The following is a 20,608-nucleotide window of genomic DNA, read 5'->3' as shown; positions in this document are numbered from 1 at the left end:
GTAATCGCCTACCTCCTCGCTGAGGGGCTCAGCGGACGACGTTGAAATCTCCGTCGATGACCTCTCCGGCATCGCCGCCAAGCCCGCCACCACCGCCTTGGCCCCGTCTACCGGCGAGGAACTGCTGGTGGAGCTGATCGGTGCGGCCGGCAGAACCGACGTGATGGCTTGCATTGGAACCTCCATTGGTTCGGGAGTTGGTCGGAATGTCGCGCTCCAGCCATGCGGCTTCGAAGCCCTGCCAGTTGCGGGTGCAGCACTTCGCCAGGCACTGATCGACGGTGAATCCCATGGCCGCAGCCAGATGCAGCTCGCGGCCAAAGCTCTCCAGCACGGTTGGCGTGACCGGTGCGCGGCGCTGGCGGCGGAGGTGGAGCCAGTCACCAAGGACCTGCGGCGAAGGCGCGTTGGGCCAGGTCGAGAAATCGAGATCCACCGCAGCGACGGCGGGCGCGCTAGCGCGCTTCTTTGCTTTTGGTGGTTCTACTGATGGATCTATGGTGGTTTGGGTGACACGGGTGTCACCCGTCTCTGCCTCATTTGTCACCCGTCCCTTACCCGTGGTGTCACCCGTCCGTGCCTGATTTGTCACCCGTGACAAGTTGTCACCCGTGGGGTTGAGTGACCCGCGCACGATCGCGGCGGCGTTGAGCTGGTATTGACGCGTCATCCCGGGCTTTCCACCCAGCGAATTGCCCACCACGGAGAGCCACCCAGCTTCGATCAGTGTGTGTAGAACCCGCTTGGCATTGCGCTCGCTCATCGACGCGCGGATAGCCACCGCCTTGACGGACGGATGCAGGCTGGCGCCCTCATCGTTCGCCCAGTCACACAGGGCCAGGAGCACCAGCTTTGGCGACGCTGGCAGGTCAAGACGCCATGCGGCTGTCATCAGGGAAATGCTCATGGATCAGACCGCCATCGGATACGTCTGGCCCGGCGCAACGGCCCACCAGGTGCATGCGCTGCGGCGGCTCACCGCGCAGGGCTTCTTCGGGCCACGCCACACCAGGCCCTCTTCCGCCAGTTCTGGCAGCCGACGAGCAAGCATGTAGCGGTCGAGGTTCGTTCGCTGAGCCAGCTCATTGCTGGTCAGCCCCGACGCCAGCTTTACCGCCGCGAGCGCAACGGCTTGCTGGTCGGCCTGGAGGCCACTGTCGACCACGTGACGTGCGGCTTCGTGACTGGTGGTGGGGTCGGTGGAGCGAGCGGGATGGTTCATCGGGCCATCTCCAGCCCCATGGCGCGGATGACGGCCTTGCGGAAGGTCAGAGCGCTGATGACCATGTCATCGCACTCGTTGATGATCTTGTGCCCGTGGGGACGGTCCTTTTCATCAATCACACCGTCGGCAACCGCAGGGCTGATTGCGGCACACAAGTCACCGAAATCCTTCATCAGCTGGCCGACGCCGGTCGTATCGGCTGACGTTTCGATGGCGTCCATGCGGATCGGCAGGATGCCGCGGCGCCTTGCAAGCTCACGCTCACAACTGCTGCGGTACGGCTCCGGCAGGCTCAGCACCCACGCGTCTTCCAGATCGGCGGGCAGAGTCTTCACCACGCCGTCGAGGTAGCGGCCCAGGATCTGCCCGTTGTGCTTCTTGTCCGCGTCACCGTCACCGCCGAGCGTGATGCGGAACGGAACCTCACGGTCGTCCTCGCCCAGCAGCGACAGGTAGGTATCGGCCACCGCCATCGCAAAACTGCGGCGGTTGGAGCCCGTGTCGCGCAGCATCTGCTCGGTGAATCCGTAGATCACCGTCTGGCGCTTGGGCAGGAAATGGGGCTTGGGCTTCATGACAGGCTCTCAGGGGCGGCGCACGATGGGCGCCATGGAGATCAACAACTCACGGACGACGGGCGTCGCCCTCCTTGCGTTACGCTGGCGTTTCCACACGAACAGCCCGCAAGGAGGGCGACATGGAAACCGAACTGAGGAACAGCCTGCTCATCGGAGTGAGTACCCTGGAAGCCATCACTGCTGTGCTCGTGAGGCACGCCAAGGCAACCATTCCGAACTTCGAACAGGAGGTCCTCGACATGCTCAAAGCGGGCACGCCGAACTCGGAGCCGGTGACTGCCGCTGCGGTGGAAGCTCGTTTGAAGGAGTTCCTGGCGATTCGCTGAGACGCGACACCCGGAATCGGTCCGCGAGGAAGGTACTTTTCTGCAGCCCTTCGATTCCGTTGGCCATGGCGGCATCAGTTGCCGCCATGGTTGTCCGCTCCGTTGCCAGTGCAGCAACCATCTGGCGTCCAACTGCCTGCGCTACCTCCCGCTCTTCCAACTCCGCCAGCGACGGCTGGTTCAACCAGTCCCTCAGCCACAGCCGGGGGTTCCACTTGTCGGACACGAGCATTTCAGGCCACCTCAATTGGGGCGATGCGGTCTGCATCGGGATCGTCATTTGCCGGCTTGGCCGGCTCCTGCTGCTCGGTGTGCCCAAGCAGTTGCAGCACCTGCGGCAGGGCCGGGACCATGTCCTCATCCGCCCAGGCGCTCACTTCTTCCACAGGCAGCTGCAGAACCTTGGCCAGCTGCTTATCAGTGCTCAGACCCAGCTTGGCGCGCAGCGCGCGTTTACTGATTCGGCCGACGACCGGCCCCGTGACCGCCGCCGAGCATTCCGGCGCGGCTCGTTTTGCGTACAGCTTCAACAACGCCAGAGCTGCGGCCGCTCGAGGCGACTGTGAGCGCCCAGACGCGAGATCACCGACCGTCGATCCGGCTGAGCCAATCGCCTCGCCGATCTGGGCATACGTCATGCCCCCCGACTGAAGCTCCCCAATGATGCACGCCCATGATTTGTCCATACCGGCCACACTACGGTATTCCGTAGCATGCAGTCAACGGCATTCCGTTACGGCATTCCGTTCAAATACCAAAATGGAGACCATTGGCAGCAGAATTCGCGCCGAGCGCGAGGCGCGCGGGATTAGCCGTGCCGAACTGGCGAAGTTCGCCGGCATTGCCTCGACAACCCTTTCCAACCTTGAACTGGGCCTGTCAAAGTCCAGCACGGCCTTGCACAAGATCGCCTCCCGCCTTGGCGTCCACGCGGACTGGCTGGAAAGCGGCAAAGGTCCGAAGACCATAGAAGATCGTTCTGTCGCACCGTTCTCGGAGACTGAGACGCCTCCCGGCTATGTTCGCTTCGACTTGTTTGAAGGGAGTGCGGGGATGGGAGCAGGGATGGTCAACCAGGACTACCCGGAGGTAGTGAAGACCATCGAGGTCGCCGAATGGGAAGTCCGCAGGAAGCTCGGCTACCTGCCCCAGCCTGGCCGTATCCAGCTCATCACTGGTAGGGGGCCCTCTATGCGGCCCAAGCTGGAAGACGGCGACATTGTGTGGATCGACACAAGCTGCGACTACTTCGACGGCGACGACTACTACCTGATCAACATAGGTGGCGAGACGCAGATCAAGATGCTGCAGAAGCGCGGCGATGGGCTCTATGTGGTCAGCGTCAACACGGACTTCCCCGCCTATCGGCCAGATCCTGGCGATGTGAGCATCCTCGGCAAGGCCCTGATCCACGCAGGTCTGCGAAAGTTCTAAGTTGCGTCCCAAATTGGGACAAAGAAGGAGCCCCGCATAGCGGGGCTTTTTCGTTCCGATGGTCACGCTCAATTCGGTCAAAGATGAACCGAATTCCGTATGTTCAGAATCCACTACGGAATTCCGTTTGACACCCCAATACGGAATTCCGTAGTCTTGCTCCGTCGCCCAACACCACCCCATCCCGGGGCCGGGCGCAGGAGATCAACCATGGCCACTCTGGCCCTCAACACCGAAACCGCGCCCGGCACCGCCAAGGCTGACACGGTCAGCGGGAAGGTCGTCCAGAACTTCGGCGCCGCCCGGATCTACTACACCGCCGACGAGGCAACCGCTGCAGCGCGCGCCCTGATCGCCGCTGCCCAGCAGCTGCGCGGCGAAAGCCAGGACGCCGCCGCATGAGCGCCGTCATCGCCAACCACTCCCCCGTACAGCGCGCGGCAGCCGCCGCCGGCATCGTGCGCCGCGCCGCTGGACGCTGGGGCGTGCGCCCCGAGCTGGTGCGCTATGTGGCCGGTCACGCAGCCGCCGGTGTCCTCCTGCACGGCCAGAGCGTTGCGGGTGCAGTTGCTGCAGCGCGTCTCGATGCGCGCGCCCAAGGCGGTGCTGCATGAGCCGCCAGTATCGCGACGATCATCCGGCTCTGGACACTCATCTCTCGGCGCTGGAAGGCGCGGCAATGGACGCATTTGACGCCGGCTGGGACGCATACCCGCCAGGTGCGCGCTGCATCGTTCGCTCGCAACGCTATGGCCACCCACCCGTCGAACGAGAGGCGTTGATCGTTAGCACCACGGTCCACCTGCACCTCAGCTGCAACGGAAAGCCGTGGGCGTCGATCAATGTGCGCACCAAGAACCTGAAAACCGGCAAGTACCGAGTTTTCTACCCATCGGTCGAAGTCGCCGGCAAGCCCAGCATCCGCGTAGAAGGCGGTGCCGCATGACCGCCACCGTGCAGACCATCGTCCTGCCCTGCGGCGACGACGCCCAGCGACACAACCCGAATGAGGCCCGTCCGTTCACCGGGTTCCGTATCGGTCCGCTGTTCTGCCACCACGCAATCAGCGATGACGAGTCGCTGCTGCTGGCGGGGCAAGGCGAGGCGGACTACGGCGACTGGGGCATCACCCACCTCCCGAGCGGCGCATCTATCCAGCGCGCGATCCCGAGCCATTTCCGTGCCATCTGGCTGGCTCGCCAGCTTCTGGCGATCCCAGGAATGGACGGCGATTCAGCCCCGCAGGTGCGGGCGGCGGTCGCGGATCAGATGGCGGCTATCAACGTCCTCCGTGGCGATGCAGTGAGCGGCGACTGCCAAGGCGCATGCGTCAGCGGGTTCGGCCTGTACCAAGGAGACGACTTGCCGTGACCGACCCCGACTTCTTCGCCGCCATGGCCGTCGGCATCCCGCCCATCACCCCGCCAGGAGCAATCACCATGACTCAGCTGAAAGCCTTCTACGTCGATGACATGCCGACGATCTACGCCGCCGCGACGGCCGAGGAAGCGGCGCGCCTGTATGAGTTCGACTTAGGCGAGGCCTGCGAAGACGGCTACCCCTACCTGGTCACCGACGCCGAACTGGACAAGCCGGTTCCGGAGACCGACGAGGACGAGCAGCCGACCGGCGTAATGACCACCATGCGCGCGTGGTTGGCTGACGCCACCCCGGGCCACCTGTGCGGGGTCGAGTGATGCGCCACCTGGCCCTGCCCTTCTACTGCGCCGTCATCGTCGGACTGCTGCTGGCGATGCTCGCGCGCGCCATCTACACCGGCGCCGCGTCGTTCCTCCCGCCCTTCTCCGCTGGAGTCGTCTTCTTCACCTGGTGCGGCCTGCGCGACCTGGTGCGGAACTGGCCCGCCTTCCGCGAGGAAATGCGACAGCGCGCGGCCGAACGACAGCGCGCGCCGCTTTCCGCAGACGACACCCACTGAGCAACCGCCCGCCCGGGGCAACCGGGCTCCGCGCCGGCCGGACTTCCACAAGTCGGCTACCCACTTCCGCCATTGATCGAGAGCAGCCATGACCGCTTCCGTCGTTGTCGATTTCCACCACGAACCCGAGTTCCCCAAGTTGGACAACGGCGAGCGCCCACGGATCGAACTGATCCGCGAACAGGTCGCCGGCTACGTCGAGGGCTACACCGTAGCCAAGGGGCACAAGCCCGCCAGCATCGTTCTGCAGGCTTCGGACCTCATGCACTGCCAGCGCAGGGTCCGGGCCCGCATGCAGAAGCCCCACCGCGACCAGGCAAAGGCCGAGTGGCAGGAGCGCCGCAAAGCCGGATCGAAGGAGCGTTGGCGCGACGCCAAGCCCGAGCCCGTCGCGTTGGACGGCATGACCTGGTGCGGCATCCCCATTGAGGGCGTCGGCTACAGCCGCCACCGCGCGGTCGACAAGGCCTGATCCATGGCGAAGTCCGCGCAGCTGGACATTTTCGATGACGACCCCGGGCGCGAAGCACGCGCCTGGCGGATCCAAGCCGAAGAGGCGCTGCGTGCCTTCCAGTTCCCCGACGCGGTGCGATTGGACCGGTACGCCTACTACGTCGCCAGGGCCGAGGAACTCGAACAGCGAGCAGGCAGAACTGCTCCGTCGACACCCACGCTTTCAACAGTGCGCCCAGGCGGGTGCATTCAACTTCCAAAGGACGAACGCTGATGACCAGCGAGCAGAGCTACAACACAGGCGGCATTGAACTGACCGCGTGCCAGCTGCACGAAGCACTGTTGATGGCAGGGACACCGGAGCTGGGTGTGCCATTCGAAGATCGCGGCCGCGTCCGCATTTTCCAGAGCGAAACAGGACACAGCGGGCCTGGCCTGTACTGCGAGTGCGTTGATGTGGAGGAAGAGGGCTGCATCCTGTTGGATGGAACCTCTCCGGCCATCGCCCCGTCCGCGCAGGCCGGCCACACCTTCCAGGCTGGCGTGGCCGAATGGATGGGCGAGTGCTTCCTGCCATCGCTCTACAGCAACATGACCGAGCGTGGCGACCGCCTGCTGGAAGAGGTGTTGGAGCTGCTGCAGGCCCATGGCTACGACAAGAGGCGCGTGGCCACGCTGGTCGACTACGTGTTCGGTCGCCCGGTCGGCGAGCCCGCACAGGAAGTCGGCGGCGTCATGGTCACCTTGGCCGGCTACTGCTGGGTGGCGGGGCTGGACATGCACGCAAATGGCCAGGCCGAACTGGATCGCATCAATCAGCCCGATGTGATGGCAAGGATCCGGGCGAAGCAGGAGGCCAAGAACGCGCTGCACTTCGATACCCCGCTGCCGGGAGATCTCGCCGCCGCCGAAGACTGGCCGCGCGAGGGCGACCTGGTTCGATACGGCGACGGCTCGTCCGCGCTCGCAATCCGCCTTGGACCGCATGCCGGTGGCTGGCATGGCTATCAGTGCTGCGGTGGCTACACCTTCTTTACCAAGGCATACAGGCCCAGCCGCGCCGATATGGACACGTGGCTGGACTGCGCCAAGTACCGCGACGAGCGCACGAAGATGGCAGACAACCGCGTCGCGCACGAGATGTATCTGCTCGACAGCCAGGCGCTGGGCAATGGCTAAGCCGACCATCCGCACGTCCACCTCCGCCCTGGTGCAGGTCACCGTGGAGGTCCGCGCCGGTTCCTGGGGCGAGGGCTGCCAGTTGGACCAGGTGTATCGGCAGGCAGCCGCAAGCGCACTCGCCGAACTGCATGGCGCCCTAGACAAGCGCGGGATCCGCGTCGTGGGCGTGGCGTCCATCAAGGCGATCACCACCGACACGGCGGTGCGCAATGGCTGACGTCTACAACTACCGCGAGATGCGACCAGCTGTGCTAGGTCTTTGGCATCGCAACAAGGGCTTTCATCAAGGACAGCTCTGCTCGATCAATCATCGCCAGAGCCTCGCGAAGTGCCTCATCTATGGTGCCAAACATCAGTTCCCAGTTGCGGTCGCCTTCTGGAACCGCAAGAACCTCCGCGCCAGTTTGAAAGTGTCGAACCGATTCCATCGCACGTGCCAGCGTAGCCGCAAGATCGAGGTCCACAGCCGGCCACTTACTCATATCAAGCTCTCTCCTCGTGAGAACGTCGAGAGACCTGGCCTTCGCCAAGAGTTCCATTCGAGCAGACTCTTCCCGTTGGAGAAGCTCTTGCGCGGCCCACGCAGCCCCTTCCTCCTCGTGAAGTGGGAATCGCTCTCGGATGGAGGCCAACTTGACAAGGACAGTAAGTACGTCCCCTCGATAGGCGAGCGCGAAAAGTGCATTCGCTTTTCGTCTGATCAACAGTCGTTGCACGGATGGAGCAAAAATCGCCGTGAAAACCGCCGCAACGGTTCCTATTGCTGCCCAAGCATTCCAGTTCACGGCACATGTTTCACCAAGCCACCAGCACTGACTTATTCCATCCAACACACCCATTCAGGCTCCTCCCTTTGGATTGAGCTGCATTCTGCCATGCGGGTGAATCAGACGGAGGCCAACCATGGCTGACCAGCTGCTCACCGCTGCACAGGCGAAGCACACCGCGCGGGTATTCATCACGGAATGCCGCGCACGCCGGCTCGGCCTCGGCTTCTGGTTCGCCTTCCGCGCAGCACAGCGCGCGCGCATGCGCGCCTCTGCACCTGCGCCACTGCCGGCAGCGCCTGCCACGCCGGCTCGGCCGCTCCAACAGGATCTGTTCGCATGAACGCTCTAGCGCTTCCGCTCGGCCTCAAGCTCGCCCAGCACAGCTGCCAAGCCCTGATTGCTGGCGGTCGCTCGGTCATGCCGGGTCGCCCCAGGCTCACCAGCCTGCAGCCAAACCTCGGCGCGCTTCCCCAACACCAGGTTTGCCGCTTCCAGCACCACCAAGTGCCGAGTGTTCCTCTGCCCCATGGCCAGCCGCGGGCCGAACACGGACAGCAGGCTTGCGCCGGGCGCCTTCAAAAGCTGCGCCGAATCACCCTCCAGGTGCTCACCGTGGTGAACCTGCCTGGCCAGTGCATCCAGCAGATCGGCCAGCGACCGATCAGCGCCTGGGGCCATCGCGGCCCGTATCTGCTGACGCTGCCGCAGCGTCGTCGGCTTCTTCGCCAAAACCAAGTCCTGCACCGCAGCGCTCTGTCGAAGAACGCCAGCCTCAGCCTTGGCCCGAAGCCACAACTCCGCATGCGTCGAGTTCGCATATTGACTCATGCACCCCAGTGTATCGCCGCAACTTGCCCCAATTGCAACGGAGCTGACACATGACACAGAAGCAGATCAGCCATCCCGAAGGCCTGCCCAACTGCGCCGCCGGCCACCGCGCGCGCCACATCCACGACCTGCGCGGCCCCGCCGCCGGTGGTGGTCACCTGGTCGAATGCTGCTGCAGGTCGACCAGCAAGAAGGCAGACGCCGAGGCGACACTGGCCGAGTGGCGGCGGATCAACAGGCCGGCGCGGAGCACGCGCACAGCATCAGCGCCAGCAGTCGTCGACAACGTGGTGCAGTTCAAGCTCGGACTGGCGGAAGAATCGCCACAGATGCAGCGCGCGGCGGGAGGCGGCCATGGGTGCAGCTGAAAAACTCGCCGGGCCACCGACGATCGGGGCGGTGATTTTTGAAGGTATCACCGTCACCGACGGCGAAGGCCGTCCTGCCCAACTCGCAGTAATCGATAGTCGCGGCCACGTTATTGCTGCCGGCCCTGAAGTGGCAAAGGCCGCATGGGCTGCATCGGTCGAGGCGTACCGCAATCACCTGCGCGGACATGGGCATCTGCGAGCATTGCGGAAGCCATGACCCTAGGGACGTGTCACCAGCTGGACGACACTATCCCGCCTAATGCGTGCCGTCAGGATGAGGACCGCCGCAGCAGAAATGAAAAGCATGTGGCCTGACATGAGTTCCTTGGGCGGGTTGTCATCCCATTCCGGCGAGGACTCAAGCTTGACGCAAAGCCCATGCACACTTGGCGATTCAAACGAAACATGGATCTCATGGGCAAACTCGTTGCGGATCTTTCGGATCCGCTCTAGGTCGTGAAACTCCACGCTAGTGATCAAGCCAAGAGCGTGCGCAGCCGCGATTTTTGACGAAAACGTACCGAACGGCGCATTGAAGCCATCGAGGAGTTTCTTGCTACCAGGGTTTGGTGCCAGGAACGCCCGGAGCAGCCCTTCAAGCAACGAATCCAAGATGGACGCTGCAGTGAGCACAGCGCCGCGAGGACTCTCTGCATTCAGCACAGAGAACCAACTTTGAAATTCACCCAGGTACAGCGAGGTTGGCTGTTCGGGCTGAGCGTCTGTGGCTTGCGACATGACCAGCATCCATGCGGAAAGTGAGCACTAAGCCTATCAGTGTCGGGGGTGCATCGCAGCTAGCGGACAGTATAGGTTCTCAGTTCTCCCGGAGCCCTTCGAGCCATGAAGTATCCTTCAGCGAACTTTGGAGCAGCCGCGATGATTGGTGGTTCGATGGTGATGTCTAAGGCCATAGGACCAAACCACTAGCACCGACTAGTCGAGGCGAGCAGCCATCTAGATCAAGGTCTTTCAACTCCACAACCTTTATTGGCGAGAGGATCTCCCCAGTCTTCGCATCAAAGCTCTTCAGAATCAGGCTTCCGCCGTGAACATCCGCCACGAAGCGATCCGCCAAGCAAAGTCGCGAAGTGTAGCTACGTTCCACTCGGTAACCGAGTCCTGCAAAGATGGTCGCCATCCAAAGCAGAAGTGCAACCCCTCCGATGGACTTCCACGGCAGACGGGAAGCCAGTCGCTCAAACTTAGTTCTTAACGGTACGGACTGAACTTCTGGCTTGGCTGTTCCCTGCTCTTCGCCTAGTAGGCTGTGATCGCCATCATTGGCTGCACCATCACTCGGTTCATCAGCGTAGGCCTCACCCCCTTGGCGAGCAACAGCGGCCCTGAACCTTTCCATCGCCTCAGCGTTGATCCGGTCGAACCTCTCCAAGTCCGCACGCGCGCGTTCGGCAACACGCCGTATGCTGTAGACAACATAGGTCGCTACGGTAGTACCCGCGAGGGAAGTGAGACTTGCAAGAAGATCCATCTGTATGGCTTCGGGGGATCCGAAAGCAACAGAAAATTGTGGCAGCTTCTGCAACCAAAGTCCGATTGGAAGCGCGAGAAAAACCGCGGTAGCTAGCAATGCCGCGAAGATCTTTTCTTTCACGCCCCTACTGGCGCTGTACTTCCACATCCATATTGTCAAACCGACCAGTGTCGCGGAAAGAGCGCCGACGGCCGCTCCACCTGCCAAGAGTCGATTCAGCGACAGGTCGATGAAATCAGGTGCGACCCTCAGAAAATAGTATCGACCACGCTCATACGCGTAGACCCCGAGGAAAACGACAGCTGGTGCTACCGCGACGATGTACGCGTCCCTTCGATGTAAATCCAAGCTCCCAGCCCCCTGTTTGCAGGTTGGCAACTCTACACATTGAGCTGGGCTTAAAGAAGCCAAACCTCATCGCGAAGTATATTTCATCGAACCTTCGGGCAGCCAAGGCTGACGAAGCCGACTTTGGGGTTCAGCTGGGACATGGAATCGCGGGACTCTGGGGGCCTGGGCCCCTGCCGGCATGGCAGGGGGACCTGGGGGCCGGGGCCTGAAAGGGCGCCAGTATACCGGGGTTGGCGGCCTCGCTCTGAATGGCCAGCCGCCCGATGGCGCACAGCCGCAGACACCCCGCTAACCCGGCCAGCGTCGACAATGCAGGCCTGTCCCCTGCAACGAGGTACCCGACGATGTCCGAATGGATCACCCTGGATACGCATCATGGCCCGGTCCGCGCCTGGCAGGCCCTGCCCGAAGGCACCCCGCGCGCCGGCCTGGTGGTGGTGCAGGAGATCTTCGGCGCCAACCCGCATATCCGCAGCGTGGCCGAACGCTACGCCGCCGAAGGCTATGCCGTGCTGGCGCCGTCGTTCTTCGATCTGGTGGACGGCGCCGAGGCCGATCCCGATGCCCTGCCCTATACCCCCGAAGGCGTGAAGGATGGCCTGCAGCGGGTCAACGCGCTGGGCATGGAAAAGGCGCTGGAAGTGGTACGTGCCGCCGCCACCCGGCTGGCCCCGTACGGCAAGGTCGGCACGGTCGGCTACTGCTGGGGCGGCAGCGTGGCCCTGCTGGCGGCGATGCGCCTGGGCCTGCCCTCGGCCAGCTATTACGGCGGCCGCAACGTCCAGTTCCTGGATGAAACGCCCAAGGCCCCGGTGATCTTCCACTTCGGCGCCCAGGACAAGAGCATCCCGCCGGAGGCCGTGCAGGCCCACCGCGAGAAGCTGCCGCAGATGGCCACCTACGTCTACCCGGCCGACCACGCCTTCAACCGGGACGTCGGACATGCGTATGATCCAGACAGCGCCACCCTGGCGCTGCAACGCACCCTGGACTTCTTCACGGAGCATCTTGGATGAGCGATTTCGAACTTGATTCACGCCTGGCCACCGACAGCGTGCTGGTGGCTGAAGGACCGTTGTCGCAAGTGCGGTTGATGAACGACGAACGATTCCCCTGGCTGGTCCTGGTGCCGCGTCTGGCCGGGGTGACCGAGTGGATCGAGCTGGACGGCGAACAGCAGGACAAGCTGCGCACCGAACTCAACCGCGCCTGCAAGGCCCTGAAGGGCTCGGACGGGGTGGAGAAGATCAACATCGGTGCGCTGGGCAACATCGTGCGCCAGTTGCATTTCCACGTGATCGGCCGCCACGATGGCGACCCGGCCTGGCCGGGCCCGGTCTGGGGCAGCGGGCCGGCGCACCGCTACGACGCGTCCGCGCTGGACCAGCATGTCGCCTACTGGAAGGAACGGCTAGGATATCCGGCCCATCCCTGAGCCTTTGACGACCCGATGCGATTCAACCTCGTCGCCGCCATCCTGCTGATCCTGATCGGCTTGTTCATGCTCGCCAGCAACCTGGGCTGGACGCACCTGAATGTTTCCAGGCTGTTCCTGACCTGGTGGCCGGTCGGCCTGGTCGGTGTCGGAATCGCCATGTTGTTCGGACGCGGCAAATAAGCAAAGGCGGCGCAAGCGCCGCCTTTGCCAACGGTGCACCGCCGGGCCACGCCCGGCGCCAGCCTCAGGTGCGCGGCAGGGTCACGCCGGTCTGGCCCTGGTACTTGCCGCCGCGGTCCTTGTACGAGGTCTCGCAGACATCGTCGGCCGCGGCCTGGAAGAACAGCATCTGGGCCACGCCTTCGTTGGCGTAGATGCGCGCCGGCAGCGGCGTGGTGTTGCTGAATTCCAGGGTCACGTGGCCTTCCCACTCCGGTTCCAGCGGGGTCACGTTGACGATGATGCCGCAGCGCGCATAGGTGCTCTTGCCCAGACACACCACCAGGGTATCGCGCGGGATGCGGAAGTACTCCACCGTGCGTGCCAGCGCGAAGCTGTTGGGCGGGATGATGCACTCATCGCCGACGATGTCCACGAAGCTGCCCGGATCGAAGTGCTTCGGGTCGACGATGGTCGAGTTGATGTTGGTGAACACCTTGAACTCGCGCGAGCAGCGCACGTCGTAACCGTAGCTGGAGGTGCCGTAGCTGACGATGCGCTGGCCGTTGGCCTGCTTCACCTGCCCGGCCTCGAACGGCTCGATCATGCCGTGCTGTTCGGACATACGGCGGATCCAACGGTCACTCTTGATGCTCATGCTCTGTCCTGGGTACAAGGGGGCGCGGGGATTCTAGCAGGGGGCCGGGCAGCGACGCCGCAGCCCCGCCGCCGAGCCGCCGTCAGAGAAGCGAGGACAGGATCGGAATCGAGGCCCGCGGACGCTTGCCGGTTTCCTCGATCAACCGCTGCGCGGCCTGGCGGTACGCCTGGGCGGCCACCGAATCGGGCTGGGCCACGGTGATGGGGGTGCCGGCATCGCCCTGTTCACGGATGCCGATCTGCAGCGGCAGCGAGCCCAGCAGCGGCACGCCGTACTGCGCCGCCATGCGCTCGCCACCGCCCTCGCCGAACAGGTGCTCGACATGGCCGCAGTTGCTGCAGGTATGCACGGCCATGTTCTCGACGATCCCCAGCACCGGGATCTCGACCTTCTCGAACATCTTCAGCGCCTTCTTCGCATCCAGCGTGGCGATGTCCTGCGGGGTGGTGACGATCACCGCGCCGGCCAGCGGGATCTTCTGCACCAGGGTCAGCTGGATGTCGCCGGTGCCCGGCGGCAGATCGATCAGCAGGTAGTCCAGGTCGTCCCACAGGGTGTCTTCAAACAGCTGGGTGAGCGCGGCGGTCGCCCGCGGTGCGCGCATGATCAGCGGCGTCTCGTCTTCCACCAGGTAGCCGATGGACATGGTGTCCACGCCGAACGCGCGCATCGGTTCGATGCTCTTGTTGTCCGGGCTTTCCGGGCGCCCGGAAAGGCCGAGCATGGCCGGCACGCTGGGGCCGTAGATGTCCGCATCCAGCACGCCGACACGGGCGCCGGCCTGCTGCAGGGCCACGGCCAGGTTGACGGCCGTGGTCGACTTGCCGACCCCCCCCTTGCCCGAACCGACGGCGATCACGTTGCGGATGCGCGCATGCGGCGTCAGGCCCTTCTGCACCTGGCTGGCATGGGGACGACGGGTCGAACTGTTCACTACGCGCTCCGAAGAGATGGGTGGGGAACCCGACATCATACAAGCTGGACGTAGCCTGACTGAAATTCAGGATTGCTACAGATTCGTGCACAGATTGTTAAGTTCATGTTACGTTCGGTACGCACTGTTTTTGGGCTTGCGGCTGCTTGATGGCCGCTCGAATGGCGCAGGGCGCAGTGCCGAAATTGTTTTTGCTCTCTGAAATGGAACTACATGAAAGTCACTCGCAATACTGCACGTCGCAACTCCCTCGCTGTTGCCTTGATCTCCGCACTGGTCGCCGCCTCGCCGGCAATGGCCCAGGACAAGGCCACCAACCTCGACAAGATCACCGTCACCGGTTCGCTGATCCCGCAGACCCAGGTCGAGACCCAGACCCCGGTCATGACCATCAGCGCTGAAGCCATCCAGTCGCGCGGCTTCAACAGCGTCGCCGAGGTGCTGCAGCAGTCCTCGCTGACCACCGGCGGCATCCAGGGCGGCCAGACCTCCGCTTCGTTCACCCAGGGCGCTGAAGCCGCTGGCATGTTCGGCCTGAATCCGGGGTACACCAAGTACCTGATCAACGGCCGCCCGATGATGTCCTACCCGGCGCTTTACAACGGCGGCGACGCGTTCAACAACATCAGCGGCATTCCGATCGACATCGTCGAGCGCATCGAAGTCCTGCCGGGCGGCCAGTCCTCCCTGTACGGCTCGGACGCGATCGCCGGCGTGGTCAACATCATCCTGAAGGACCACATGGAAGGCGGCAGCCTGTCCGTGCGTGGCGGCACCTACACCGAAGGCGGCGGCAACAGCTTCCGCATCAGCGGTGCCCACGGCTTCTCGGCACTGGATGACCGCTTCAACGCCCTGGTCAACGTGCAGATCGAAAGCAGCAACCCGATCTGGGGTTACCAGCGCGACCTGACCAAGCAGAACAACACCCACGGCTACACCGCGCAGCTGCCGTCGAACGACTTCGCCGTCATCGATGCCAAGACCAACGCGCTGTACATGATGGACCCGAGCAACTGCGCCAACGTGGCCGGCCAGTTCGATGGCACCACCGTGCTGGGCAACCGCCCGACGGGCCAGTCCTGCGGTTCGGTCTACAGCGCCGGCTACAAGACCCTGAAGAACGGCAAGGACAGCGGCCAGTTCTACTCGTCGATGACCTTCGACGTGAATGACAACTTCCAGCTGTTCGCCGACGTGCTGTACAGCAAGGAAAAGACCGAATACACCTCCGGTTCGAACTACCTGTGGTGGGGCACCAAGAGCACCATGGGCGGCTTCTACGACCAGGGCTCGGGCAAGCTGGTGAACCTGCAGCGCGCGTTCGCGCCGGAAGACATCGGCGGCGAAGGCTACAAGGGTATCCTGAACAACGACAAGAGCCGTGCCTACCAGGTTACCCTGGGCGGCAAGGGCGCCGTCGGCGACTGGGACTACAGCGTCAGCTTCACCCGCGGCGAATACCGCCTGGATGAAAGCAAGTTCCAGCGCTTCGGCAACGCCATCAACAGCTACTTCGCCGACAAGGTGCTGGGCCCGCAGCTGGGCACCAAGGATGGCTTCGGCATCTACAACACCAACTGGGGTGCGTTCTACTCGCCGATCGCCCCGGAAGACTTCGCAGGCTTCACCGGCTACACCACCAACCACGCACGCACCTGGCAGAACCTGGCACGCGCGCAGGTCACCAATGGCTCGCTGTTCTCGCTCCCGGGCGGTGACGCAGGCCTGGCCGTGGTCGTCGAAGGCGGCAGCGAAGGTTGGGACTACAGCCCGGACCAGCGCCTGCTGGACGGCGATGTGTGGGGTTCGTCGGCCGTGGCCGGCAATGGCCACCGCAGCAACTACGCGGTGACCAGCGAGCTGCGCATGCCGCTGCTGGAATCGCTGACCGTGACCGCTTCGGGTCGCTACGACGCGTTCAAGATCGCTGACAACACCGTCGACAAGGCCACCTACAGCGTGGGCGTCGAGTTCCGTCCGATCGAAAGCCTGCTGTTCCGCGGCAAGTACGGCACCGCCTTCCGCGCGCCGACCCTGCCCGACGCGTTCCAGGGCCGCAGCGGCTACTACGCTGCCAACTCGACCGACTACTACCGTTGCGGTGAGCTGGGCTACGTGCCGGGCAACACCGACGCCTGCCGCTATGCCGACAGCGTTTCGGTCTATTCCGAGCGTGCCGGCAACCCGGACCTGGAGCCGATCACCGCCGACGTGTGGAACGCGGGCATCGTCTGGGCGCCGATGGCGAACCTGTCGATCTCGGCCGACTACTACAACTGGAAGATCGAGAACGAAGTCGATACGGCCAGCACCGACCAGCTGCTGCTGGCCGAGTACTACTGCCGCAACGGCCTGCCGAACGGCTCCTCGGCAACCTGCCAGAACGTGGCTGACTGGGTCACCCGTGATTCGGCCGGCAACCTGAGCTCGCTGTACACCCCGAAGATGAACGTGGCCCGCCAGAACCTGCAGGCCGTGACCGTCGGCTTCAAGTACCTGCAGGACATCGGCCGCTTCGGTTCGCTGCAGCTGTCGGGCAACTACACCAACATGCTGAAGCGTGAAGTGCAGGCGCAGCCGGGCGAGGACTTCCAGGACCTGCTGGGCAACCCGAAGGCCATGTGGAACTACGACAGCTACGCCAAGGTGCGTTCGGACGCGTCGCTGGCCTGGTCGCTGGACAAGTGGACCACCACCCTTTACGCCAACTACATCGGCCACACCCCGAACTACCTGGCTGGCCTGAACGGCTACGAGTACACCCACGGTGCGTCGGGCTACAAGGCAGGCAAGTGGGGTTCGTACACCACCTACAACCTGAGCGTGAACTACCGCGTGCAGGATGACCTGACCCTGTCGCTGATGGTCAACAACGTGTTCAACAAGATGCCCGAGCAGCAGGCTCACAGCTACCAGGGCACCTCCGGCACGCCGTTCAACAACTACCTGTACAACGTCTACGGCCGCGCCGTGTACGTGCAGGCCAAGTACGACTTCGGCAAGTAATCCCGTCGTTTTCCGGGTGTGATTCCGGAACAGGGCCCCGCTTCGGCGGGGCCCTTTTTTTATGTCCGGCGCTGCGGACAAAATGGCCGACCATCTCGATTGTTAAATACCCATTCATTTATTTCATATTCATTCCGCCAGATTCGGCAAAGTCGTACCAATATCGCAAGTTGTTGTTTCAGCGACATTTTTCATTAACTTTTCATGTACGACTTGGCATTCATTACAAGCACGCGCAAAACAAGTTAAGCCTGTGTTACGTTCGCCAAATGCCGCCACCTGCCCCCGCATGGCCGCTGAAAGGAATTAGGGGTTCCCAGGAAAGGGAATACGCGTCAGTCACGATCACACGGAGTAATCGCATGTCTCGTAATGGTTTCCGGTTCTCGCGCCACCCGCTCGCCCGTGCCGTCATCGGCGGCCTCATCCTCGCCAGCAGCAGCGCCGTCGCGCTGGCCCAGGACGCTTCTCCGACCGAACTGGGGCGGGTCACCGTCACCGGCTCGCTGATCCCGCAGACGCAGATCGAAAACCAGACGCCGGTCCTGACCGTCACGGCCGAGGACATCCAGACGCGCGGCTTCACCAGCGTGGCCGAAGTGCTGCAGCAGAACTCGCTCACCACCGGCGGCCTGCAGGGTGGCCAGACCTCGGCCTCGTTCACCCAGGGCGCCGAAGCCTCGGGCATGTTCGGCCTGAGCCCGAGCTACACCAAGTACCTCATCAACGGCCGCCCGATGATGTCCTACCCTGCCCTTTACAACGGCAGCGACACCTTCAACAACCTCAGCGGCATCCCGATCGACATCGTCGACCGCATCGAGATCCTGCCGGGCGGCCAGTCGTCGCTGTACGGTTCGGACGCGATCGCCGGCGTGGTCAACATCATCCTGAAGGAACGCATGGATGGCGGCGTGATCAACATCCGTGGCGGCGCCTACACCGAAGGTGGCGGCAACGATTTCCGCTTCAGCGGCGCACGTGGCTTCAATGCCCTGGATGACCGCTTCCACGCACTGGTCAACGTGCAGTACGAAAAGAGCAGCCCGATCTGGGGCTACCAGCGCGACCTGACCAAGCAGAACAACACCGAAGGCTACTCGCCGCAGGTACCGCCGAACGATTTCCTGGTCTACCTGCCGGCCAAGCAGAACACCTACGTGATGAAGGACCCGAGCCGCTGCGCCAACGTGGCCAGCCAGTTCGGCGGCACCACCGTGCTGGGCACCCGTGCCGCCGGTGAGTCCTGCGGTTCACCCTTCAGCTCCGGCTACAAGACGCTGAAGAACGGCAAGGAAAGCAGCCAGATCTATTCGTCGATGACCTTCGACGTCAACGACAACTTCCAGCTGTTCGCCGATGCGCTCTACAGCCTGGAGGAAGTGCAGTACACCGCCGGTTCCAGCTACGCATTCTGGGGCAGCAACGTGGGCTTCGGCCCGGTGGTCGACCAGGCCAGCGGTGACTACATCTACCTGCAGCGCGCGTTCGCGCCGGAAGACATCAGCGGTGCCGGCTATCGCGACATCATGAGCACCGACCGCAACAAGGCCTACCAGGTCACCCTGGGCGGCCGCGGCAACGCCGGCAACTGGGATTACAGCGCCAGCTTCAGCCGTGGCGAGTACAAGCTGACCGAACGCAGCTTCGCGCGCTGGGCCGATCCGATCGACAACTACTTTGCAACGCACGTGCTGGGCCCGGAGCTGGGCGTCGACGACGACGGCTACAGCATCTACAACCCGAACTGGGCCGCGTTCTACTCGCCGCTGCCGGCCGGCGATTTCCAGACCTTCACCGGCTTCACCTACAACAAGAGCCGCACCTGGCAGAACCTGGGCCGTGCGCAGGTGACCAACAGCTCGCTGTTCAAGCTGCCCGGCGGTGACGCCGGCCTGGCGATCGTGGCCGAAGCCGGCAGCGAAGGCTGGGACTACGCGCCCGATGCACGCCTGCTCAATGGCGAGGTGTGGGGCACCACTGCCGTGTCCGGTGCCGGCCACCGCAGCAACTACGCGCTGACCAGCGAACTGCGCATGCCACTGCTGGAATCGCTGACCGTGACCGCCTCCGGCCGCTACGACGCGTTCAAGATCGCCGAGTCGACGGTGGACAAGGCCACCTACAGCATCGGCGTCGAGTTCCGTCCGATCGACAGCCTGCTGTTCCGTGGCAAGTACGGCACCGCCTTCCGTGCGCCCAGCCTGTCCGACGCCTTCCAGGGTCGCAGCGGCTACTACGCCAACGGTTCGATCGACTACTACCGCTGCGGCCAGCTGGGCTACGCGCCCAGCGATACCGTCGGCTGCGCCTACGCCAATGAATCGGTGTACGGCGAACAGTCGGGCAACCCGGACCTGCAGGCCATCACCGCCGATGTGTGGAACGCCGGCATCGTGTGGGCACCGATGAACAACCTGTCGGTGTCGGTGGACTACTACAACTGGAAGATCAAGAACGAGGTCAACACCCTCAGTTCCGACCAGCTGCTGCTGGCCGAGTACTACTGCCGCAACGGCCAGACCAACAACACCTCGGCCAGCTGCCAGAACGTCAACGACTGGATCACCCGCGACGGCACCGGTGCGCTGGACCAGATCTACACGCCGAAGATGAACATCGCCAGCCAGAACCTGCAGGCGGTCACGGCCAGCTTCAAGTACGTGCAGGACATCGGCCGCTTCGGTGCGCTGCAGTTCTCCAGCAACTACACCAACATGCTCAAGCGCGAACTGCAGCCGCAGCCGGGCGATGAGTACCTGGACCTGCTGCGCGACCCGTACGCGATGTATGTCTACGACCAGTTCGCCAAGGTGCGTGCCGACGGTGCGATCGGCTGGGCCAAGGACAAGTGGACCACCACGATGTACTTCAACTACATCGGCCGTACGCCCAACAACATGGCCTACCTGGGCAAGGGCTACGACTACGTGCACTCCTCCGGCTACAAGGCCGGCAAGTGGGGCTCGTACACCACCTACAACCTCAGCGTGAACTACCAGGCGATGGACAACCTGACCCTGTCGCTGATGGTCAACAACGTGTTCAACAAGATGCCCGACGGCCAGGCCCACAGCTACGCGGGCAACGTGGGTGCGCCGTACAACAGCGGCATCTACAACCCGTACGGCCGCGCCGTGTACGTACAGGCCAAGTACGAATTCGGCAAGAAGTAAGTGCTGCAACGATGAACAGGAGGCCCCGCTTCGGCGGGGCCTTTTTTTTGCTCTTCCGGGACATGAAAGGCCCGGATGTCTCATTAATGAAAGACACCGGATTTCCACCGGAGTTTATGCAAGCCCATGAATTTGAAGGATTATTTCATGATCGACAAACAGGCTTTCGCATCGGCATCTTTTGAAACATTTCAAAACATATGGGTTATGCGGCTGATTTGAAACGCATTTTCCAGGGCATGCGGCTGCGGGCATGTGACACCCGCGTGTTGATCCCGT

The 20,608-nt window shown here is 63.2% G+C and carries 30 protein-coding genes; 21 read left to right on the top strand and 9 right to left on the bottom strand.

Annotated elements, in window-relative coordinates; translation table 11 throughout:
* Window positions 1–28: 28 nt before the first annotated feature.
* Genes ACM2ZB_RS21565 through ACM2ZB_RS21555 form a run of 3 tightly spaced genes read right to left on the bottom strand, consistent with a single transcriptional unit; the run spans window position 29 to window position 1,737 of the window.
* A complete protein-coding gene (locus ACM2ZB_RS21565) occupies window positions 29–907 on the bottom strand; it encodes a helix-turn-helix domain-containing protein (RefSeq protein ID WP_416056928.1) in 879 nt (292 codons plus the stop codon).
* A 3-nt stretch (window positions 908–910) separates the two neighbouring features.
* The gene (locus ACM2ZB_RS21560) at window positions 911–1,222 is read right to left on the bottom strand and encodes a winged helix-turn-helix domain-containing protein (RefSeq protein ID WP_416056927.1); all 312 of its coding nucleotides are present in this window, start codon (window positions 1,220–1,222) and stop codon (window positions 911–913) included.
* Window positions 1,219–1,737 carry a hypothetical protein gene (locus tag ACM2ZB_RS21555; protein ID WP_416056926.1) on the bottom strand — a complete coding sequence of 173 codons (519 nt, stop codon included), beginning with the start codon at window positions 1,735–1,737 and terminating at the stop codon, window positions 1,219–1,221. Before ACM2ZB_RS21555 ends, ACM2ZB_RS21560 begins: the two co-directional genes overlap by 4 nt.
* 185 nt (window positions 1,738–1,922) lie before the next feature.
* Between ACM2ZB_RS21555 and ACM2ZB_RS21550 the strand changes: the two genes are divergently transcribed.
* Window positions 1,923–2,129 carry a hypothetical protein gene (locus ACM2ZB_RS21550; protein WP_416056925.1) on the top strand — a complete coding sequence of 69 codons (207 nt, stop codon included), beginning with the start codon at window positions 1,923–1,925 and terminating at the stop codon, window positions 2,127–2,129.
* A gap of 233 nt (window positions 2,130–2,362) precedes the next feature.
* On the opposite strand, the gene ACM2ZB_RS21545 is transcribed toward ACM2ZB_RS21550, so the two are convergent.
* On the bottom strand, window positions 2,363–2,767 hold the full coding sequence (locus ACM2ZB_RS21545) for a hypothetical protein (protein WP_416056924.1): 405 nt from the start codon (window positions 2,765–2,767) through the stop codon (window positions 2,363–2,365).
* 121 nt (window positions 2,768–2,888) lie between these two features.
* Here ACM2ZB_RS21545 and ACM2ZB_RS21540 point away from each other — a divergent pair, with 121 nt between their 5' ends.
* The 13 genes from ACM2ZB_RS21540 to ACM2ZB_RS21480 all read left to right on the top strand — a co-directional run bounded on the left by ACM2ZB_RS21540 (window position 2,889) and on the right by ACM2ZB_RS21480 (window position 8,247).
* Complete coding sequence (locus ACM2ZB_RS21540) at window positions 2,889–3,563, top strand: XRE family transcriptional regulator (protein ID WP_416056923.1); 675 nt, start codon at window positions 2,889–2,891, stop codon at window positions 3,561–3,563.
* Window positions 3,564–3,773: 210 nt separating this feature from the next.
* Entirely contained in the window at window positions 3,774–3,965 is a 192-nt protein-coding gene (locus ACM2ZB_RS21535; RefSeq protein WP_059064558.1) for a hypothetical protein, read from the top strand.
* Complete coding sequence (locus ACM2ZB_RS21530; RefSeq protein ID WP_100436535.1) at window positions 3,962–4,177, top strand: hypothetical protein; 216 nt, start codon at window positions 3,962–3,964, stop codon at window positions 4,175–4,177. Before ACM2ZB_RS21535 ends, ACM2ZB_RS21530 begins: the two co-directional genes overlap by 4 nt.
* Window positions 4,174–4,509, top strand: coding sequence for a hypothetical protein (locus ACM2ZB_RS21525; protein ID WP_416056922.1), 336 nt, complete (start codon window positions 4,174–4,176; stop codon window positions 4,507–4,509). The genes ACM2ZB_RS21530 and ACM2ZB_RS21525 overlap by 4 nt, the downstream gene beginning before the upstream one ends.
* Window positions 4,506–4,934: a hypothetical protein gene (locus ACM2ZB_RS21520; protein WP_416056921.1), complete on the top strand. Its 429-nt coding sequence runs from the start codon at window positions 4,506–4,508 to the stop codon at window positions 4,932–4,934. The genes ACM2ZB_RS21525 and ACM2ZB_RS21520 overlap by 4 nt, the downstream gene beginning before the upstream one ends.
* 68 nt (window positions 4,935–5,002) lie before the next feature.
* Entirely contained in the window at window positions 5,003–5,260 is a 258-nt protein-coding gene (locus tag ACM2ZB_RS21515) for a hypothetical protein (protein ID WP_416056920.1), read from the top strand.
* On the top strand, window positions 5,260–5,502 hold the full coding sequence (locus ACM2ZB_RS21510) for a hypothetical protein (RefSeq protein ID WP_416056919.1): 243 nt from the start codon (window positions 5,260–5,262) through the stop codon (window positions 5,500–5,502). The genes ACM2ZB_RS21515 and ACM2ZB_RS21510 overlap by 1 nt, the downstream gene beginning before the upstream one ends.
* An 88-nt stretch (window positions 5,503–5,590) precedes the next feature.
* A complete protein-coding gene (locus tag ACM2ZB_RS21505; RefSeq protein WP_416056918.1) occupies window positions 5,591–5,974 on the top strand; it encodes a hypothetical protein in 384 nt (127 codons plus the stop codon).
* 3 nt (window positions 5,975–5,977) lie between these two features.
* A complete protein-coding gene (locus ACM2ZB_RS21500; RefSeq protein WP_416056917.1) occupies window positions 5,978–6,229 on the top strand; it encodes a hypothetical protein in 252 nt (83 codons plus the stop codon).
* Window positions 6,229–7,134 carry a hypothetical protein gene (locus ACM2ZB_RS21495; RefSeq protein ID WP_416056916.1) on the top strand — a complete coding sequence of 302 codons (906 nt, stop codon included), beginning with the start codon at window positions 6,229–6,231 and terminating at the stop codon, window positions 7,132–7,134. The genes ACM2ZB_RS21500 and ACM2ZB_RS21495 overlap by 1 nt, the downstream gene beginning before the upstream one ends.
* A complete protein-coding gene (locus ACM2ZB_RS21490) occupies window positions 7,127–7,354 on the top strand; it encodes a hypothetical protein (protein ID WP_416056915.1) in 228 nt (75 codons plus the stop codon). Before ACM2ZB_RS21495 ends, ACM2ZB_RS21490 begins: the two co-directional genes overlap by 8 nt.
* A complete protein-coding gene (locus ACM2ZB_RS21485; RefSeq protein WP_416056914.1) occupies window positions 7,347–8,048 on the top strand; it encodes a hypothetical protein in 702 nt (233 codons plus the stop codon). The genes ACM2ZB_RS21490 and ACM2ZB_RS21485 overlap by 8 nt, the downstream gene beginning before the upstream one ends.
* Complete coding sequence (locus ACM2ZB_RS21480) at window positions 8,041–8,247, top strand: hypothetical protein (protein WP_416056913.1); 207 nt, start codon at window positions 8,041–8,043, stop codon at window positions 8,245–8,247. Before ACM2ZB_RS21485 ends, ACM2ZB_RS21480 begins: the two co-directional genes overlap by 8 nt.
* A gap of 5 nt (window positions 8,248–8,252) precedes the next feature.
* Here the strand turns inward: ACM2ZB_RS21480 and ACM2ZB_RS21475 are convergent, their stop codons facing one another.
* Complete coding sequence (locus ACM2ZB_RS21475) at window positions 8,253–8,735, bottom strand: hypothetical protein (RefSeq protein WP_416056912.1); 483 nt, start codon at window positions 8,733–8,735, stop codon at window positions 8,253–8,255.
* 50 nt (window positions 8,736–8,785) lie between these two features.
* Here ACM2ZB_RS21475 and ACM2ZB_RS21470 point away from each other — a divergent pair, with 50 nt between their 5' ends.
* On the top strand, window positions 8,786–9,103 hold the full coding sequence (locus ACM2ZB_RS21470; RefSeq protein ID WP_416056911.1) for a hypothetical protein: 318 nt from the start codon (window positions 8,786–8,788) through the stop codon (window positions 9,101–9,103).
* Entirely contained in the window at window positions 9,090–9,323 is a 234-nt protein-coding gene (locus ACM2ZB_RS21465; protein WP_416056910.1) for a hypothetical protein, read from the top strand. The genes ACM2ZB_RS21470 and ACM2ZB_RS21465 overlap by 14 nt, the downstream gene beginning before the upstream one ends.
* A gap of 2 nt (window positions 9,324–9,325) precedes the next feature.
* On the opposite strand, the gene ACM2ZB_RS21460 is transcribed toward ACM2ZB_RS21465, so the two are convergent.
* Together ACM2ZB_RS21460 and ACM2ZB_RS21455 are read right to left on the bottom strand one after the other, a co-directional pair.
* Window positions 9,326–9,844 (bottom strand): hypothetical protein, encoded by a 519-nt coding sequence (locus ACM2ZB_RS21460; RefSeq protein WP_416056909.1) that lies wholly within the window; start codon window positions 9,842–9,844, stop codon window positions 9,326–9,328.
* A 166-nt stretch (window positions 9,845–10,010) separates the two neighbouring features.
* Window positions 10,011–10,721: a hypothetical protein gene (locus ACM2ZB_RS21455; protein WP_416056908.1), complete on the bottom strand. Its 711-nt coding sequence runs from the start codon at window positions 10,719–10,721 to the stop codon at window positions 10,011–10,013.
* 575 nt (window positions 10,722–11,296) lie between these two features.
* Between ACM2ZB_RS21455 and ACM2ZB_RS21450 the strand changes: the two genes are divergently transcribed.
* From ACM2ZB_RS21450 to ACM2ZB_RS21440, 3 genes are read left to right on the top strand one after another with little or no spacing between them, the layout of a single operon-like run.
* Window positions 11,297–11,968: a dienelactone hydrolase family protein gene (locus ACM2ZB_RS21450; protein WP_416056907.1), complete on the top strand. Its 672-nt coding sequence runs from the start codon at window positions 11,297–11,299 to the stop codon at window positions 11,966–11,968.
* Window positions 11,965–12,387: an HIT domain-containing protein gene (locus ACM2ZB_RS21445; RefSeq protein ID WP_416056906.1), complete on the top strand. Its 423-nt coding sequence runs from the start codon at window positions 11,965–11,967 to the stop codon at window positions 12,385–12,387. The genes ACM2ZB_RS21450 and ACM2ZB_RS21445 overlap by 4 nt, the downstream gene beginning before the upstream one ends.
* A 15-nt stretch (window positions 12,388–12,402) precedes the next feature.
* Window positions 12,403–12,570, top strand: coding sequence for a LiaI-LiaF-like domain-containing protein (locus ACM2ZB_RS21440; RefSeq protein ID WP_313441149.1), 168 nt, complete (start codon window positions 12,403–12,405; stop codon window positions 12,568–12,570).
* A 64-nt stretch (window positions 12,571–12,634) separates the two neighbouring features.
* On the opposite strand, the gene dcd is transcribed toward ACM2ZB_RS21440, so the two are convergent.
* Both dcd and apbC read right to left on the bottom strand, forming a co-directional pair.
* On the bottom strand, window positions 12,635–13,207 hold the full coding sequence (gene dcd, locus ACM2ZB_RS21435; protein WP_313441151.1) for a dCTP deaminase: 573 nt from the start codon (window positions 13,205–13,207) through the stop codon (window positions 12,635–12,637).
* A gap of 82 nt (window positions 13,208–13,289) precedes the next feature.
* The gene (gene apbC / locus ACM2ZB_RS21430) at window positions 13,290–14,180 is read right to left on the bottom strand and encodes an iron-sulfur cluster carrier protein ApbC (RefSeq protein ID WP_416056905.1); all 891 of its coding nucleotides are present in this window, start codon (window positions 14,178–14,180) and stop codon (window positions 13,290–13,292) included.
* Window positions 14,181–14,357: 177 nt separating this feature from the next.
* Between apbC and ACM2ZB_RS21425 the strand changes: the two genes are divergently transcribed.
* Together ACM2ZB_RS21425 and ACM2ZB_RS21420 are read left to right on the top strand one after the other, a co-directional pair.
* Window positions 14,358–17,153, top strand: a complete 2,796-nt coding sequence (locus ACM2ZB_RS21425) for a TonB-dependent receptor plug domain-containing protein (RefSeq protein WP_416056904.1) — start codon at window positions 14,358–14,360, stop codon at window positions 17,151–17,153.
* A 362-nt stretch (window positions 17,154–17,515) separates the two neighbouring features.
* Window positions 17,516–20,329 carry a TonB-dependent receptor domain-containing protein gene (locus ACM2ZB_RS21420; RefSeq protein ID WP_416056903.1) on the top strand — a complete coding sequence of 938 codons (2,814 nt, stop codon included), beginning with the start codon at window positions 17,516–17,518 and terminating at the stop codon, window positions 20,327–20,329.
* The last annotated feature ends 279 nt before the right edge of the window (window positions 20,330–20,608 follow it).

It is taken from the genome of Stenotrophomonas maltophilia (assembly GCF_047782825.1).
GTDB lineage: Bacteria > Pseudomonadota > Gammaproteobacteria > Xanthomonadales > Xanthomonadaceae > Stenotrophomonas.
Note: the sequence above shows the minus strand (reverse complement) of the source record. Positions and strands in the feature narration are given on the sequence as shown.

Coding starts and splice junctions, on each gene's coding strand:
- ACM2ZB_RS21520 (WP_416056921.1), top strand. CDS start 4,506: ATGACCGCCACCGTGCAGACCATCGTCCTGCCCTGCGGCGACGACGCC.
- ACM2ZB_RS21510 (WP_416056919.1), top strand. CDS start 5,260: ATGCGCCACCTGGCCCTGCCCTTCTACTGCGCCGTCATCGTCGGACTG.
- ACM2ZB_RS21545 (WP_416056924.1), bottom strand. CDS start 2,767: ATGACGTATGCCCAGATCGGCGAGGCGATTGGCTCAGCCGGATCGACG.
- ACM2ZB_RS21495 (WP_416056916.1), top strand. CDS start 6,229: ATGACCAGCGAGCAGAGCTACAACACAGGCGGCATTGAACTGACCGCG.
- ACM2ZB_RS21480 (WP_416056913.1), top strand. CDS start 8,041: ATGGCTGACCAGCTGCTCACCGCTGCACAGGCGAAGCACACCGCGCGG.
- ACM2ZB_RS21500 (WP_416056917.1), top strand. CDS start 5,978: ATGGCGAAGTCCGCGCAGCTGGACATTTTCGATGACGACCCCGGGCGC.
- apbC (WP_416056905.1), bottom strand. CDS start 14,180: ATGTCGGGTTCCCCACCCATCTCTTCGGAGCGCGTAGTGAACAGTTCG.
- ACM2ZB_RS21525 (WP_416056922.1), top strand. CDS start 4,174: ATGAGCCGCCAGTATCGCGACGATCATCCGGCTCTGGACACTCATCTC.
- ACM2ZB_RS21515 (WP_416056920.1), top strand. CDS start 5,003: ATGACTCAGCTGAAAGCCTTCTACGTCGATGACATGCCGACGATCTAC.
- ACM2ZB_RS21450 (WP_416056907.1), top strand. CDS start 11,297: ATGTCCGAATGGATCACCCTGGATACGCATCATGGCCCGGTCCGCGCC.
- ACM2ZB_RS21505 (WP_416056918.1), top strand. CDS start 5,591: ATGACCGCTTCCGTCGTTGTCGATTTCCACCACGAACCCGAGTTCCCC.
- ACM2ZB_RS21465 (WP_416056910.1), top strand. CDS start 9,090: ATGGGTGCAGCTGAAAAACTCGCCGGGCCACCGACGATCGGGGCGGTG.
- ACM2ZB_RS21440 (WP_313441149.1), top strand. CDS start 12,403: ATGCGATTCAACCTCGTCGCCGCCATCCTGCTGATCCTGATCGGCTTG.
- ACM2ZB_RS21550 (WP_416056925.1), top strand. CDS start 1,923: ATGGAAACCGAACTGAGGAACAGCCTGCTCATCGGAGTGAGTACCCTG.
- ACM2ZB_RS21445 (WP_416056906.1), top strand. CDS start 11,965: ATGAGCGATTTCGAACTTGATTCACGCCTGGCCACCGACAGCGTGCTG.
- dcd (WP_313441151.1), bottom strand. CDS start 13,207: ATGAGCATCAAGAGTGACCGTTGGATCCGCCGTATGTCCGAACAGCAC.
- ACM2ZB_RS21540 (WP_416056923.1), top strand. CDS start 2,889: ATGGAGACCATTGGCAGCAGAATTCGCGCCGAGCGCGAGGCGCGCGGG.
- ACM2ZB_RS21475 (WP_416056912.1), bottom strand. CDS start 8,735: ATGAGTCAATATGCGAACTCGACGCATGCGGAGTTGTGGCTTCGGGCC.
- ACM2ZB_RS21530 (WP_100436535.1), top strand. CDS start 3,962: ATGAGCGCCGTCATCGCCAACCACTCCCCCGTACAGCGCGCGGCAGCC.
- ACM2ZB_RS21535 (WP_059064558.1), top strand. CDS start 3,774: ATGGCCACTCTGGCCCTCAACACCGAAACCGCGCCCGGCACCGCCAAG.
- ACM2ZB_RS21565 (WP_416056928.1), bottom strand. CDS start 907: ATGAGCATTTCCCTGATGACAGCCGCATGGCGTCTTGACCTGCCAGCG.
- ACM2ZB_RS21425 (WP_416056904.1), top strand. CDS start 14,358: ATGAAAGTCACTCGCAATACTGCACGTCGCAACTCCCTCGCTGTTGCC.
- ACM2ZB_RS21485 (WP_416056914.1), top strand. CDS start 7,347: ATGGCTGACGTCTACAACTACCGCGAGATGCGACCAGCTGTGCTAGGT.
- ACM2ZB_RS21420 (WP_416056903.1), top strand. CDS start 17,516: ATGTCTCGTAATGGTTTCCGGTTCTCGCGCCACCCGCTCGCCCGTGCC.
- ACM2ZB_RS21555 (WP_416056926.1), bottom strand. CDS start 1,737: ATGCTGCGCGACACGGGCTCCAACCGCCGCAGTTTTGCGATGGCGGTG.
- ACM2ZB_RS21560 (WP_416056927.1), bottom strand. CDS start 1,222: ATGAACCATCCCGCTCGCTCCACCGACCCCACCACCAGTCACGAAGCC.
- ACM2ZB_RS21490 (WP_416056915.1), top strand. CDS start 7,127: ATGGCTAAGCCGACCATCCGCACGTCCACCTCCGCCCTGGTGCAGGTC.
- ACM2ZB_RS21470 (WP_416056911.1), top strand. CDS start 8,786: ATGACACAGAAGCAGATCAGCCATCCCGAAGGCCTGCCCAACTGCGCC.
- ACM2ZB_RS21460 (WP_416056909.1), bottom strand. CDS start 9,844: ATGTCGCAAGCCACAGACGCTCAGCCCGAACAGCCAACCTCGCTGTAC.